Annotated in this window: 16 protein-coding genes; 11 read left to right on the top strand and 5 right to left on the bottom strand. The window is 61.9% G+C overall.

The window, feature by feature from the left end; all coding sequences use genetic code 11:
- Positions 1 to 55: 55 nt before the first annotated feature.
- The 10 genes from coxB to ACSSVY_RS02780 all read left to right on the top strand — a co-directional run bounded on the left by coxB (position 56) and on the right by ACSSVY_RS02780 (position 8,800).
- The gene (gene coxB / locus ACSSVY_RS02735; RefSeq protein WP_454267901.1) at positions 56 to 940 is read left to right on the top strand and encodes a cytochrome c oxidase subunit II; all 885 of its coding nucleotides are present in this window, start codon (positions 56 to 58) and stop codon (positions 938 to 940) included.
- 84 nt (positions 941 to 1,024) lie between these two features.
- Entirely contained in the window at positions 1,025 to 1,981 is a 957-nt protein-coding gene (gene cyoE / locus ACSSVY_RS02740; RefSeq protein WP_454267903.1) for a heme o synthase, read from the top strand.
- Positions 1,978 to 2,142, top strand: a complete 165-nt coding sequence (locus ACSSVY_RS02745; RefSeq protein WP_040650841.1) for a hypothetical protein — start codon at positions 1,978 to 1,980, stop codon at positions 2,140 to 2,142. Before cyoE ends, ACSSVY_RS02745 begins: the two co-directional genes overlap by 4 nt.
- Positions 2,142 to 2,723 carry a cytochrome c oxidase assembly protein gene (locus tag ACSSVY_RS02750; protein ID WP_454267905.1) on the top strand — a complete coding sequence of 194 codons (582 nt, stop codon included), beginning with the start codon at positions 2,142 to 2,144 and terminating at the stop codon, positions 2,721 to 2,723. Before ACSSVY_RS02745 ends, ACSSVY_RS02750 begins: the two co-directional genes overlap by 1 nt.
- A 25-nt stretch (positions 2,724 to 2,748) precedes the next feature.
- Complete coding sequence (locus ACSSVY_RS02755) at positions 2,749 to 3,549, top strand: cytochrome c oxidase subunit 3 (protein ID WP_454267906.1); 801 nt, start codon at positions 2,749 to 2,751, stop codon at positions 3,547 to 3,549.
- 104 nt (positions 3,550 to 3,653) lie between these two features.
- A complete protein-coding gene (locus ACSSVY_RS02760) occupies positions 3,654 to 4,337 on the top strand; it encodes an SURF1 family protein (protein ID WP_454267908.1) in 684 nt (227 codons plus the stop codon).
- Complete coding sequence (thrC, locus tag ACSSVY_RS02765; protein WP_454267910.1) at positions 4,334 to 5,722, top strand: threonine synthase; 1,389 nt, start codon at positions 4,334 to 4,336, stop codon at positions 5,720 to 5,722. Before ACSSVY_RS02760 ends, thrC begins: the two co-directional genes overlap by 4 nt.
- Positions 5,719 to 6,981, top strand: a complete 1,263-nt coding sequence (locus ACSSVY_RS02770) for a M16 family metallopeptidase (protein ID WP_454267911.1) — start codon at positions 5,719 to 5,721, stop codon at positions 6,979 to 6,981. The genes thrC and ACSSVY_RS02770 overlap by 4 nt, the downstream gene beginning before the upstream one ends.
- A gap of 2 nt (positions 6,982 to 6,983) precedes the next feature.
- Positions 6,984 to 7,568, top strand: a complete 585-nt coding sequence (locus ACSSVY_RS02775; RefSeq protein ID WP_454268224.1) for a GNAT family N-acetyltransferase — start codon at positions 6,984 to 6,986, stop codon at positions 7,566 to 7,568.
- A 419-nt stretch (positions 7,569 to 7,987) separates the two neighbouring features.
- The gene (locus ACSSVY_RS02780; protein WP_454267912.1) at positions 7,988 to 8,800 is read left to right on the top strand and encodes an MBL fold metallo-hydrolase; all 813 of its coding nucleotides are present in this window, start codon (positions 7,988 to 7,990) and stop codon (positions 8,798 to 8,800) included.
- Between the two features lie 73 nt (positions 8,801 to 8,873).
- On the opposite strand, the gene ACSSVY_RS02785 is transcribed toward ACSSVY_RS02780, so the two are convergent.
- From ACSSVY_RS02785 to ACSSVY_RS02795, 3 genes are all read right to left on the bottom strand, one after another.
- Positions 8,874 to 9,113: a hypothetical protein gene (locus ACSSVY_RS02785; RefSeq protein ID WP_454267913.1), complete on the bottom strand. Its 240-nt coding sequence runs from the start codon at positions 9,111 to 9,113 to the stop codon at positions 8,874 to 8,876.
- Positions 9,114 to 9,384: 271 nt separating this feature from the next.
- Positions 9,385 to 10,335, bottom strand: coding sequence for a 4-hydroxy-3-methylbut-2-enyl diphosphate reductase (gene ispH / locus ACSSVY_RS02790; RefSeq protein ID WP_454267914.1), 951 nt, complete (start codon positions 10,333 to 10,335; stop codon positions 9,385 to 9,387).
- Between the two features lie 102 nt (positions 10,336 to 10,437).
- A complete protein-coding gene (locus tag ACSSVY_RS02795; protein ID WP_454267916.1) occupies positions 10,438 to 12,126 on the bottom strand; it encodes an acyl-CoA dehydrogenase family protein in 1,689 nt (562 codons plus the stop codon).
- Between the two features lie 247 nt (positions 12,127 to 12,373).
- On the opposite strand from ACSSVY_RS02795, the gene ACSSVY_RS02800 reads away from it, so the two are divergent.
- A complete protein-coding gene (locus ACSSVY_RS02800) occupies positions 12,374 to 13,147 on the top strand; it encodes a sulfite exporter TauE/SafE family protein (RefSeq protein WP_454267918.1) in 774 nt (257 codons plus the stop codon).
- Between the two features lie 180 nt (positions 13,148 to 13,327).
- Here ACSSVY_RS02800 and recO read toward each other — a convergent pair whose 3' ends face one another.
- Both recO and ACSSVY_RS02810 read right to left on the bottom strand, forming a co-directional pair.
- On the bottom strand, positions 13,328 to 14,062 hold the full coding sequence (gene recO, locus ACSSVY_RS02805) for a DNA repair protein RecO (protein WP_454267919.1): 735 nt from the start codon (positions 14,060 to 14,062) through the stop codon (positions 13,328 to 13,330).
- A 6-nt stretch (positions 14,063 to 14,068) separates the two neighbouring features.
- The gene (locus ACSSVY_RS02810) at positions 14,069 to 14,401 is read right to left on the bottom strand and encodes a DUF1491 family protein (protein ID WP_454267921.1); all 333 of its coding nucleotides are present in this window, start codon (positions 14,399 to 14,401) and stop codon (positions 14,069 to 14,071) included.
- Positions 14,402 to 14,453 lie beyond the last annotated feature (52 nt).

Raw genomic sequence — 14,453 nt, forward strand, 5'->3', positions numbered from 1 at the left:
GGCGGGGTGTCCCTCGCAAAAAGACATGAACCGCTTCAACCGATCAGGGTGTAAAATGCGACTAACTTCCAGCCTTACGGCGGCTCTGACCGCCTTCTTCACCCTTCCTGCCATGGCTCAAGAGGGGCTTGAGATCGTAGGAAAGCCCGTTGACGGCAAGATGGGCTTTCAGCCGGCGGCAACCGAACTTGCGCGGGATTTGCAATGGCTGGACGGCACGATCAACATCATCATCATCGCCATCGTGCTGTTTGTGACTGCGCTGCTCGCGATTGCTGCGGTGCGCTACAATCGCCGCGCGAATGCGAACCCGGCGACCTTTACCCATAATTCGCCGGTCGAAATCGCTTGGACGATCATCCCGATTGTTATCCTTGTGTTCATCGGCGCGTTCTCTCTGCCGATCCTGTTCAAGCAGCAAGAGATCCCCGAGGGGGAGATCAACATCAAGGTCACGGGCTATCAGTGGTACTGGGGCTATGAATACACCGACCACGATTTCGCCTTTGACAGCTATATGATCGGCGCGCCGGCGACGGGTGGCGACAATCGTATGACGCCGGAGGTCGAGGCACAATTGGTCGAGGCCGGTTTCAGCAAGGATGAGTTCCTGCTGGCGACCGACACATCCGTTGTTGTGCCCGTGGGCAAGACCGTGGTGATGACCGTCACCGGGGCCGATGTGATCCATAGCTGGACCATCCCCGCCTTTGGCGTGAAGCAGGACGCGGTGCCGGGACGTCTGGCGCAGCTCTGGTTCAAGGCCGAGAAAGAGGGCATCTATTTCGGTCAGTGTTCGGAACTCTGCGGTCAGGCGCATGCCTATATGCCGATCACCGTCAAAGTGGTGAGCGAAGAGGCCTATGCCGAGTGGCTGGATGGGGCGATCGAGGAATATGCCGGAACGCCGCGCAGCGTTGACGTGGCGCAGGCTGACTAAGACGAGAGTGGTGCGCGGTCCCCGCGCACCCTATCCAGCAGGTCCGGGGTGCGCAGATCCTGCGCATCGTGGCAGGAGACCGAAATGAGCGATGCAAGCCTGAATACAGCCAGCCCCGTAAGCCACACCCAAGAGGGTGAGGCAGGCTTTGGCGATTTCTTTGCCCTGCTCAAGCCGCGCGTGATGACGCTGGTGGTGTTCACAGCACTGGTGGGCCTCTTGGCAGCGCCAGTGGGCGTGCATCCGGTGATCGGCTTTGCCGCAATCCTGTTCATTGCCGTGGGCGGGGGCGCCTCGGGCGCGCTCAACATGTGGTGGGAATCCGACATCGACGCGCTGATGAAGCGGACGCAGAAGCGGCCGATTCCGGCGGGCAAGGTCACGCGCGACGAAGCCTTTGCCTTTGGCATCACGCTGGCGGTGATGTCGGTTGTCATGCTGTGGCTGGCCACGAATGCGCTGGCGGCGGGCCTTCTGGCCTTTACGATTTTCTTTTATGTGGTGATCTATACGATTGGGCTCAAACGCTGGACGCCACAGAATATCGTCATTGGCGGGGCTGCGGGGGCGTTCCCTCCGATGATCGGCTGGGCGGCGGCGACGGGCTCTGTGAGCCTTGAATCGGTGTTGATGTTCGCGCTCATCTTCATGTGGACGCCGCCGCATTTCTGGGCGCTGGCGCTCTTCATGCGCGGCGATTACGACACGGCGGGCGTGCCGATGCTGACCGTCACGCATGGGCGGCGCGCCACGCGGGTGCATATCCTTGTCTACACTGTGCTCTTGGCGGCGCTGGCAATTGGCGCGGCATTCACCGGCATCGGTGGGCCGGTTTATCTCGCGGTCGCGGTGGTGTTTAACGCGCTCTTCCTGCGGGACGCGATTGCCATCTGGCGGCGCGATGAAGATCAGGCAGAGGCGGACAATTACCGCGTTGAAAAGCGGGCGTTCCGGCTGTCGCTCTGGTATCTCTTTGCGCATTTCACGGCCATTCTGGCCGAGGCAGCGCTGAGCGGTCTGGGCCTTGGGGGATGGACATGAGCTTTCGCGAGGAACATGAGCTGCACAAGCGCCGGTTTGGCCGCAATCTGGGCCTTGGGCTTGTGCTGGCGGGATTTGTGGCGCTGGTGTTCGGGATGACGATTGCCAAGGTCTCGAATGAAGATTTCGCGGTGCCCAAGATCGAACAGGGGGCGGACTGATGGCGATGGACCCAAAGCTCAAGACGGTAACCCAAACCGTGGGTGTGGTTGTGCTGATGGGCGGCCTTGCTTGGGCGTCTGTGCCGTTCTACGACTGGTTTTGCCGTGTGACCGGCTTTGGCGGGGCGACGGGCGTATCGGAAGTGGCAAGCGACGATGTGCTGGAACAGACCGTCAAGATTCGGTTCGACGCCAGCAAGGAACGCGGCATGCCGTGGGAGTTCAAGCCGATGGAGCGCCAGATGGAGTTGCGCATCGGCGAGACCGGGCTCGCGTTTTACGAGGCGTATAACCCCACTGACCGTGTCGTGGCCGGATCGGCCAGCTATAACGTGACGCCTTACGAGGCGGGCGGCTTTTTCACCAAGATCGACTGTTTCTGTTTCGAGCAACAGGTGCTACAGCCGGGCGAGCGGGTGCAGATGCCTGTGACCTTTTACGTTGACCCCGAGATTGTCAGCGACCGTGAAGGACAGTATGTCCACACGATCACGCTGTCCTATACGTTTCACGAGATTGACCTGCCCGAGGAGCAAGCCGCTCTAGAGCAGGGGACCAACAACGATAAAAACCTGAACTGAGCCTTCGACGAGGGATAAGATAAAGATGGCACACGAAAAGAACCACGATTACCACATTCTGCCCCCCTCCATCTGGCCGCTGCTGGGCGCGCTGGCGGGGTTCGTCATGCTCTTCGGGGCTGTCCTGTTTTTCCATGACCACGGGCCTTGGATGCTTTTGGCGGGCGTCGTCGGCGTGCTCTACGTCATGTTCGGCTGGTGGGCCGATGTGGTGAACGAGGGTCAGACCGGCGATCACACGCCCGTCGTGCGGATCGGTCTGCGTTATGGCTTCATCATGTTCATCATGTCCGAGGTGATGTTTTTCGCCGCGTGGTTCTGGAGCTTTTTCAAGCATGCCATGTACCCGATGGGTGAAAACTCACCGATGGTCGATGGGGTCTGGCCGCCCGCCGGGATCGAGACCTTTGATCCCTGGCACCTGCCGCTGATCAACACGCTGATCCTCTTGTGCTCGGGCTGTGCCGCCACTTGGGCGCACCACGCGCTGGTGCATGAGGACAACCGGCAGGACGTCAAGCGCGGGCTGATCATCGCGATTGCGCTGGGCGCGATCTTTACCGTGTTCCAGGTCTATGAATACAGCCACGCGGCCTTTGGTTTCTCCGGGAATATCTACGGTGCCAACTTCTTCATGGCGACCGGGTTCCACGGTGCGCATGTTGTGATCGGCACGATTTTCCTCTTTGTCTGCCTGCTTCGGGTGATGCGGGGGCATTTCACACCTGAGCAGCATGTGGGTTTTGAGGCCGCCGCCTGGTACTGGCACTTTGTGGATGTGGTCTGGCTCTTCCTTTTTGCTGCAGTCTATATCTGGGGCAGCTAACCAGTGTTCTGAGAAAGATCAGTGCTCGGCGCGCCCGAGGATTTGAACCAAGACGAAGATGCGGGGGGTTTCCTTTCCCCGCATTTTCCTTTTGAGAGTGAGACATGCGGAAAAGCATCCTGATCCCCCTGATCTTTGGCATCGCCGGTGTGGCGGTGCTGGTTGGCTTGGGCAAATGGCAGGTCGAGCGGCTGGCGTGGAAAGAGGTCGTGCTGGCGGATATCGCGGCACATATCGCCGCGACGCCGGTGGATTTGCCCGAGGCGGTGGACCCGACCGACGACCGCTATCTGCCGGTCGCCGTGACGGGCCAGATTGGCGACGCGGCGCTGCGCGTGCTGGTCAGCCAAAAGCAGATTGGTGCAGGTTATCGGGTGATTTCTGCGCTCGATACAGGCACGCGGCGGGTGCTGCTGGATCGTGGGTTCGTCAAGGTGAGTGCCGATATTTCGGCCCCGCCCGACGGCGAGATCACCGTGACCGGCAATCTGCACTGGCCCGACGAGCGGCTGAGTTCAACGCCTGAGAACGACGTGGCGGGCAATATCTGGTTTGCCCGCGATATCGCGCAGATGGCCGAGGTTCTGGGCACCGAGCCGATGCTGATCGTTGCGCGGGCGCTGTCGGTGCCGGAGGTGGGCGTGTCGCCCTTGCCGGTGGACACCAGCGGTATTCCCAACGATCACCTGAGTTACGCGATCACATGGTTTTCGCTGGCCGCCATATGGGCTGCGATGACCGGGGTTTTCATCTGGCGCATGCGGCAGACAGAGAAAGGCAAAACGTGAAATACATCTCGACACGGGGCCGCGCGCCCACGCTGAGTTTCGAAGAGGCGATGCTGACCGGGTTGGCGCGCGATGGCGGGCTTTATCTGCCTGAGAGCATTCCGCAGATGAGCCATGCGGACATGCGCGGGCTCGAAGGGGTGAGCTATGAGGAGGCCGCGTTCCGGGTGATGCGGCCGTTCATCGGCGATGCCTTTACCGACGAGGAGTTTCACGGAATCATCGCACGGGCCTATGCGGGGTTTGGTCATGCGGCACGGGCACCGCTCAAGCAGCTTGCGCCGGGGCATTTCCTGCTGGAACTGTTCCACGGCCCAACGCTGGCGTTCAAGGATTTCGCCATGCAGCTCATCGGGCAGATGTTCGAGTTTTCGCTCAAACGCTCGGGCAATCGGGTGAGCATCGTGGGGGCCACAAGCGGCGATACCGGGTCGGCGGCGATCGAGGCGTTTCGCGGCCTCGATGCGGTTGATGTGTTCATCCTCTATCCGCATGGGCGCGTCAGCGAGGTGCAGCGCCGGCAGATGACGACGCCGGTCGAGGGCAACGTGCATGCGCTGGCCATCGATGGGCATTTCGACGATGCGCAGGCGCGCGTCAAGGACATGTTCAACGATTTCGAGTTCCGCGATGGCGTGCGGCTGGCGGGTGTGAACAGCATCAACTGGGCGCGGGTTCTGGCGCAGGTGGTGTATTATTTCACCTCTGCCGTGAGCCTCGGCGCGCCGGACCGCAAGGTCAGTTTCACTGTGCCCACGGGCAATTTCGGCGACGTGTTCGCGGGCTATATCGCCAAGCGGATGGGCCTGCCGATCGACCGGCTGGTGGTGGCGACCAATCAGAACGATATTCTGCACCGGTGTCTGAGCACCGGGGACTATCGGCCCGATGGCGTGGCCCCCTCGATCAGCCCCTCGATGGATATTCAGGTGAGTTCCAACTTTGAACGCGCGCTTTTCTATGCCTATGGGCAGGATGGCGGCGCTGTGGCGCAGGTGATGGACGAGTTGAAGGCAGGCGGGTTCACGGTGAGCCAAGGCGCGCTGGAGGCGCTGCGCGAGACCTTCGATAGCGGGCGCTGTGACGTGGATCAGACCCGCGCCGCGATCCGGAATACATGGGCCGCAAGCGGTGAATTGCTCTGTCCGCATAGTGCTGTGGGCGTGCATGTGGCCGAGGCGCAGCGTAGCCCCGGCGTCCCGATGATCACGCTGGCCACGGCGCACCCTGCGAAATTCCCGGCGGCGGTCGAGGAGGCGAGCGGGATTCACCCCCCCTTGCCCGAGCGTATGGCGGACCTGTATGAGCGGGACGAACGCGTGACGCGGGTCGAGAACGATCTGCATGCTATTGAAACAGTCATCAAGGAACGGATTGCCCATTGAGTGTCCAACTGACCACCCTGCCCAACGGGTTTCGCATCGTCTCGGAATATATGCCCGGCCTGCAATCGGCGGCGATTGGCGTCTGGGTTCTGGCCGGGGCGCGCCATGAAGAGGCCAGCCAGAACGGCATCGCGCATTTTCTGGAGCATATGGCCTTCAAAGGGACCCAGCGGCGCTCGGCCTTGCAGATTGCCGAGGCGATTGAGGATGTGGGCGGCTATATCAACGCCTACACCAGCCGCGAGGTCACGGCCTATTACGTGCGTGTGCTCAAGGAGGATGTGCCGCTGGCCCTTGACGTGGTGGCGGATATCCTGCGCAATCCGGTGTTCGATCCGCGCGAGATCGAGGTGGAGCGCGGCGTGATCCTGCAAGAGATCGGGCAGGCGGCGGACACGCCCGACGATATCATTTTCGACTGGTTGCAGGAAAAGGCCTATCCCGATCACCCGCTGGGCCGCACCATTCTGGGGGCGGAAGAGCGGGTGCGCGGCTTTGACCGCCCTGATCTGGAGCGGTTCGTGGATCAGTATTACCGGCCCGGTCAGATGGTTCTGTCGGCGGCGGGAGCGGTGGACCATGACGCGCTGGTGCGCATGGCCGAGGGCATGTTTGGCGACATGATCCCGAGCGATGCGATCGAGCCGCCGACCGCACGTTTTCAGGGCGGCGAAACCCGGCATGTCAAGGATCTGGAGCAGGCGCATTTCGCGCTGGCGTTTGAGAGCCCGGATTACGCGCATCCCGATATCTACACCGCGCAGATCTATGCCTCGGCCCTTGGCGGGTCGATGTCGTCGAGGCTGTTTCAGGAGATCCGCGAGCGGCGGGGCCTCTGCTATTCGATCTATGCGCAGGCCGGGGCCTATTCCGACACCGGGATGATGACGATCTACGCGGGCACATCGGCAGAGCAACTGGGCGATCTGGCAGGGATCACCATCGACGAGATGAAACGCGCCGCCGCGGATATGAGTGCCGCCGAGATAGAGCGGGCGCGGGCACAGATGAAGGCCGGGTTGCTGATGGGGCTGGAAAGCCCGAGCAACCGCGCCGAGCGCTTGGCGCGGATGCTGCAAATCTGGGGCCGGGTGCCGGACCTGCCGGAAGTGGTGGAGCGGATCGACGCCGTGACGCTGGCGGATGTCAAGCGGTTGGCCGAGAGCACAGTGGCGCGCGCGCCCTCTGCCTTGGCGCTCTATGGCCCGGTCGAGCGGGCCCCGACGCTGGCCGCTCTTGATGCGAGGCGCGCCGCCTGATGATGCTCTTGCCGCGCCGCAAGCTCAGGATCGAGACAGAGCGTCTGACCTTGCGGCAGCCGGTGATCGGTGATTTTCGCAACTGGAGCAGTTTGCGGGCAGACAGTGCGGATTTCCTCACCCCGTGGGAGCCGCTCTGGGCTTCGGATCATCTGGCGCGCAAGGGGTTTTCCAATCGGGTCTGGTGGGCGCAACGCTCGATTGCCAACGGCAGTGCGATGCCGCTCTTCTTGATCCGACGCGAGGATCAGGCGCTTTTGGGAGCAATCACTCTGGACAACATCCGGCGCGGACCGGCGCAGGCGGGCACGCTGGGTTATTGGATCGGACAGCCCTTTGCGCGGCAGGGCTATATGCAGGAGGCCATCGCAGGGGTCGTGCATCATGCCTTTGACCGGCTGGATCTGAGCCGGATCGAGGCGGCCTGTCTGCCGGAAAACCAAGCGTCGCGGGCGCTGCTGGAAAAATGCGGGTTCAAGTACGAGGGCGTCGCGCAAAGCTATTTGCAGATCAACGGGCGTTGGCGGACGCATGTTCTCTATGCCGCGCTGCGGGCGGACCGGCGGGGACGGACAGATGTGGGGTGATTTGACCTCAAGGGGACATTTGCCCCAATCTCCAAAGCGCGGACTCAAGGCGCGGCACGCGCCGCCGCGGAGCGGTCATGCCGAAGGCATGCCTCCGGCATGACCCGCCCCGTCGCACCGTAGGTGCGCCACTTTAACTCGGCACGCCTCTGGCGTGACGGGCGGGCGCTTTTGCAACGGTGCAGTCTCTTGAAATCGCGGGAGTGTTTGGCAGATATAAAATGCCAGCCGACCAAGTCGCAGCGCCCACCCGGCGGACGGGCCCCGCGCGTCTCACCAGTTGGGGCCAATGTCCGCTTCAGGCCACTGGCGATTGATTTTTCAGCAGCTTCGATGCTGTCCCGCCGCGGTTAGCCGCCAAAACCCTGACCGCGCACCAATCCGTGCTATCTTCCTCTCTACAAAAGGGAGGAGTGCCGATGATCCGACTTGTCTTGTTTGTCCTCTTGCTGGCCGCACCCGCTTCCGCGCAGGACCGCCGCCCGAGCCATTGCATCGCCTTGGCCGATGCGACGCCGGGGCTGGAATATCTGCACCGGGCCAGTTTCCGCGCGGCTCTGCCCGAGTATACCGTGCGGCTGCGCTATATCGCCCATGCTTCGTTTCTCATTCAGGCGGGCGGGTATAATGCGATTACGGATTTCACCGGATTTATCGGCAGTGCCGATCTGATCCCGGATATTGTCACCATGAACCATGCCCATGACACCCATTGGACCGCCTTTCCCGATCCGGCGATTCCGCATGTTCTGCCGGGATGGGGCGCGTATGGCGAGGGGATCGAGCATCACCTTGATCTGGACACGCTCCTCGTGCGCAATGTGCCGACCGATATCCGCTCGGGTGGCGGGGTGGAGGCCAATGGCAATTCGATTTTCATCTTTGAGGCCGAGGGGCTCTGCATCGCCCATCTGGGCCATCTGCATCACGAGCCGTCGGATGATCAATATGCCGCTCTTGGCCGGATGGATGTGGTGATGGCCCCGGTCGATGGCGGGTTCACCATGAATATCGCCGATATGATGAATGTGCTGAGGCGCGTGAAGGCCTCGATTGTCTTGCCGATGCATTGGTTTGGCGATAGCACGCTGGAGCGGTTTCTGGCGGGGATGGAGGGGGATTTCGCCATCTCGCGCCCCGGTGTCAGCGAGATTGAAGTCTCCTTGCGCACCTTGCCCGACCGGCCCACCATCGTGGTCCTGCGCCCTGCGTGGCTGCGGGATAATGAGTGAGGGGCGGGTCCGGTTGCGCGACGCAGACGGGGGCATGCGCCCGATGTTTTCCCGCGCCGTCAGGCGATCAAGATCAATCCTCTTTGGGCGGATTTTGCACCCTATTGACCACCCAAAAAAAGATACCTGCGAAGAGGCCAACGACACCCCAAGTGGCCCCGTTGGCGACGGCAAAGCGTGCGGTTTCGCCAAATGTCACGCCGTCCGAGGACAGATTGATCAGGATGTAGAGGAGAGGCGCCGCAAAGAGGCCGAAGCCAGCACCACCGGCGGCCCCCAGAATGGCCCAGGTCATACAAGAGGTCGTGGTCATGCGCGTTTCCCGTGTCTTGGTTTCGGTTTTCCGCCTGTGGCGGTCTGATCTCGGTCAAAAAGGTCGTTTCCACCGACTCCGACTGGCGCAGAAAGGCCTGCACTGGCTGCTGGTTGAATAAAGCGCGGAGAGCGGGGGATCGTGTCTTTTCAGCCGATCAAGTAAGTCACCGAGACACGATATCAATGATTTAACGCGCAGAGGGCTGGTTCAATTTCTGTGAATGTGGCGGGACCTGCGGTCATCTGACCCCTCTCCCTGCCACCCCACCTCACGCGGGCGCGCGGAGCACCCTCGGCACCTTGAACTCAACGGTTTCCTGCGCGGTTTCGATGACTTCGACGGTCACGTCATAGCGGGCGCGGAAGGCGTCGATCACCTCGTTGACCAACACTTCCGGCGCTGAGGCCCCAGCGGTGATGCCCATGCTGCGGATACCGTCGAGCGCGCGCCAGTCGATGTCGGTGGCGCGTTGCACCAGCTGGGCATAGGCGCAACCCGCGCGCGCGCCAACCTCGACCAGACGTTTGGAGTTGGACGAATTGGGCGCGCCCACGACGAGCATCGCCTCTGCCCGTTCCGCCATGGCCTTGACCGCCTCTTGACGGTTGGTGGTGGCGTAACAGATGTCTTCCTTATGCGGGCCGACAATCGCCGGGAACCGCGCCTGAAGCGTCGCGACCACCTCGGCGGTGTCATCGACCGAGAGGGTGGTCTGGGTGACAAAGGCAAGGCGGGCCGCGTCGCGCACGGCGAGCGTGGCCACATCAGCGGGGGTCTCGACCAAGAGCACCTCACCATCGGGCAATTGCCCCATGGTGCCCACGGTTTCGGGGTGGCCGGCATGACCGATCATCACGATTTGCAGCCCGTTCTCATGGTGCCGCTCTGCCTCGATATGCACCTTGCTGACCAGCGGGCAGGTGGCATCTACATAGAGCATCCGGCGCGCTGCGGCCTCAGACGGGACGGATTTCGGCACGCCATGGGCGGAAAAGATCACGGGCCGGTCGGTGGGGCACTCATCCAATTCCTCGACGAACACGGCCCCCTTGGCGCGCAGGTCATCGACCACGTATTTGTTATGCACGATCTCATGGCGCACATAGACCGGCGCCCCCCATTTCGCGAGCGCCATTTCCACGATCTTGATGGCGCGGTCCACACCGGCGCAAAAGCCGCGCGGCGCGGCGAGGTAGAGGGTAAGGGGGGGCTTGGTCATCGCGCATCTCCTGCTTGGGTCTAGAGGTAAGGCAGGGGAGGCGGCAGGTAAAGGGTGAGGCGGGAAATTGCGGGGTGTCCTCCGCCGCCTCGTTCGCCCCATTTACCCCAGTAGCCGACGTGCGATCACCTGTGCCTGAATCTCGGCCGCGCCCTCGAAAATATTGAGAATGCGCGCGTCACAGAGAATCCGACTGATCGTGTATTCCAGCGCAAAACCGTTGCCGCCGTGGATCTGCAATCCGTTATCCGCCGCAGCCCAAGCCACCCGCGCTCCCAAGAGCTTGGCCATCCCCGCCTCAAGGTCACAGCGCCGCCCGTGATCCTTTTCCCAGGCCGAGAAATAGGTCAGTTGCCGCGCCACCATGATTTCGACCGCCATCATCGCGAGCTTGCCCGACACACGCGGAAACTCGATCAACGCGCGGCCGAACTGTTTGCGGTCCTGCGCATATTTCATCGCCACATCCAGCGCCGATTGCGCGACGCCCACGGCGCGGGCTGCGGTCTGAATGCGAGCAGACTCAAAGGTCTCCATCAACTGCTTGAACCCCTTGCCTTCTTCACCGCCCAACAGGTTCTCGCCCTTGATGTGAAAATTATCGAACCCCAGTTCGTATTCCTTCATGCCACGATAGCCCAAAACCTCGATCTCGCCGCCGGTCATGCCGGGAGTTGGGAATGGCGCGTCATCGGTGCCGGGGGTTTTCTCGGCAAGAAACATCGACAGCCCCCGGTGATCGGTGGTGTCCGGCACGGTGCGCGCCAAGAGCGTCATGACATGGGTGCGCGCGGCATGGGTGATCCATGTCTTGTTGCCCGTGACCTTCCAGTCGCCAGCCTCGTCCTTGACAGCACGGGTGCGCAGACTGCCCAGATCCGACCCGGTGTTGGGCTCGGTGAAAACCGCCGTCGGCAGGATCTCGGCGCTGGCCAGCTTGGGCAACCAATGGGCCTTTTGTTCCTCAGTTCCCCCACACAGGATCAACTCGGCGGCAATCTCAGAGCGGGTGCCCAGAGAGCCAACCCCGATATAGCCCCGGCTCAACTCTTCCGAGACCACAACCATCGACGCCTTGCTCAACCCAAAACCGCCGAATTCCTCGGGAATGGTCAAGCCAAAGACGCCCATTTCCGCCAATTCCTCGATGATCTCCATCGGGATGAGCTCATCCTTGAGATGCCAATCATGCGCATAGGGCTCGACCTTTTCCATCGAAAAGCGCCGGAACTGTTCGCGGATCATTTCCAGCTCATCATCCAGCCCTGTCCGCCCCACCGTGATCTCGGCGGACCGCTCCTGCATCAAATCCACCAACCGGCTGCGCGCAGCTTGGGTATTGCCCGCCTGCATCAGCATTGTGGCAGCCGGGTCCATCAGCAGATGCGCATCGTCGGGGCTGAGGCCAAGATCCTGAAGCCGCACCATCTCGCCTTGGTTCATCTGGATGCCGCCCGCGATCTGGCTCAGATATTCTCCGAATGCGATTTGCAGGATCAGTTGCTCGACCTCACCAAACTGATCCTTTTCCTCGAGCCGCGTGGCCCAGGCCTGCATTTGCCGCAGCGCTTCGACATAGGTGGCGAGCCATGCCAGCCCATGTGCCGCTGTCTGATGCGCCTCGATGGCCGCCCCCGCCACGCGCCCCTCGGCAGTGACCAGCGCACGCACAGCGTCAGTGGCCCGCTCCAGCAAGGCTTCGGTCGGAGCCACTGCCACACGGGTCAAGGCCAGAAGGTCGCCCAGAATGATCGGCTGTGCCATCGCAAGATCCTGTCCGTCACGTGCCATGAATCGCATCCTTTTCCTGATCTGGTGCCTTTTATCTATTATGCAGGTGCAGCGCAACTATTATGCTTTTTGTCGCAGGGTTTTGTTCTAAAATTGCGTGTTGAAATACTGCGCTGCGGCGCTATGCCCCACAGCGCCCCGTTTCAGACGGCACCTGTCCCCGCATGTTGTCAAAAATGCCTGCAATCCCGTCCGCCGCAACATTTCCCTGTTTCGCGCGATTCCGGAAATACCCTAAGACGGTGCCATGGAAGCGTTTTTCGACATAGGCCCAATCTGGGGCTGGGCCATGGCCTTCACCGTGGCGGTCTGCGCCGGGATGGTCAAGGGGGTGGTGGGCTTTGCCATGCCCACGGTGATGATCGCGGGTCTCAGCACGATGATGCCTCCCGAACTGGCGCTGGCAGGGCTGATTCTGCCGACGCTGGCCACAAACCTCTGGCAGGCGCTGCGCCAAGGTGCTCTCGCCGCCCTTGCCTCGATCACACATTTCCGGGTGTTCCTGATCGCTGGTGGCGTGGTTATGGTCTTTGCGGCACAGCTGGTGCCGATGCTGCCACCCTCTGCGATGTTGCTCTTCATTGGCCCGCTGATCACGCTTTATGCTGTCTCCACGCTCATGGGACGCGGATTGCGCCTGCCGCCGGAGCCGGGGATCAAGGGTGAGGCGGGTATGGGGGCGCTTGCCGGTCTCTTTGGCGGCCTCTCGGGCATCTGGGGTCCGCCCACCGTCGCCATGCTGATCGCGCGCGGCACCGAGAAAACCGAACAGATGCGGGTGCAGGGCGTGATCTATGGTTTGGGCGCGTTGGTGCTGCTTGGCTCGCATATCGGATCGGGGGTGTTGCGCACCGAAACGGTGCCGCTCTCTCTGGCGATGGTCGCCCCGGCGCTTCTTGGCATCTGGATCGGCTTTCGCCTTCAGGACCGATTCGATCAGGCGACCTTTCGCAAGATCACCCTCTGGGTGCTGCTGATTGCGGGGCTCAACCTGATCCGGCGTGGGGTGATGCTGCTTTAGGGCGTGTTGCGCTCCATCGAAAACACACCCGTCCCGGGCTTGACCCGGGACCTCGCCGAGGCCGCGTGGAGGCCCCGACCCGGGGGCCGGGGCGATGTGACTCCGATCGGACGCGACCCGCTCTAACGGCCCCAGACCTTACAAAATCGAGGGGCAAACCTTACAGAGCTTACATGCGGCTCAGCCCCGCGCCACCTCTGCCGCGAACCGCGCCACATAGCGCGCCCGCGCCTCTGGCAGGGGCCGGTTGCCCATTTGCGGGGCGAGGTGATTTCTCAGGAAATGTCCTGTTACTTCAAACCCTTGCAGGATTTCCGCATCCGGTGCCGGGCCATGCCCCATCAGACAGGGCGGCAGCGGCAACAGCCGGTCTGCCCACTCCCCCGCCCCGGCCCGTGACACCGCACGCCCGGTTTTTGGCGATATGTAACTGAGATCATTGGCCTTTTCCCCCAGAACCGCACAGCGCCGCAGGTCGAGACCAAAGCCCATCTCCTCCAACAACGCCAATTCCCAATTGAGATAGGCCAGCGTCCAGATCTCGGGCTGATCCAAAAGATCAAGCAAAATCAATGTTTTGCGATAAAGCTCCGCATGTGCCTCGCGCTCGGGCAGCACAAAGAGCAAGAGCGCACAGACCGCGTTCAACCCGGCCAGCGCCAACCGGTCGCCTATGGTCCAAGCCCTTGATTTCAAAGGCTCAACCCGGAATGTGCCAATATGATCCTCGAGCCGCGCGCGCCATTCCACATCAAGTTGCGCGCCCGGTTGCAGCACAGGGGCCATCCTGCGCGACGCGCCACCGCGTACAACCCCCGCATGTCGCCCCCGCTCAGGCGTGAAAACTTCAATGATTACAGAGGTTTCCCCATGTCGGCGACTGCTCAGAAGAATACCCTGATCGCGCCAATCCATCGGCCCTCACCCCGCCAAACCATCCTGATCGAGCAGGTGTCGCCCCTCCCGGTCCTCCACCTCGATCACCCAGAGGTCGGGATCATAGCCCTTTTGCCGGGCAATCGCCGCATCCACCTCGGATTCCGCGCCCTCGGCCAAGGTAATCCAGACCCGCGCGCCGCTCATAAGGTCGATAGAGCGTTGAGAAACATTCGCTTTTCCATCCAGCGTGTTGAGCTTGACCAGAACCGCACCGCCGGTGTCATCGCCATGCGCCACCACAAAGGCGGGGATATCCGCCAACCTGAGCCTTGCCAGATAGGCATCAACCCAGAAGCGCGCGGTTAGCCGGGCCATGCAACCTCGGTTCCCGCCCCTGCCGTGCGGTCGAATTTGCGTATTTTGTCAA

The organism is Roseovarius sp. MBR-51, assembly GCF_053628575.1.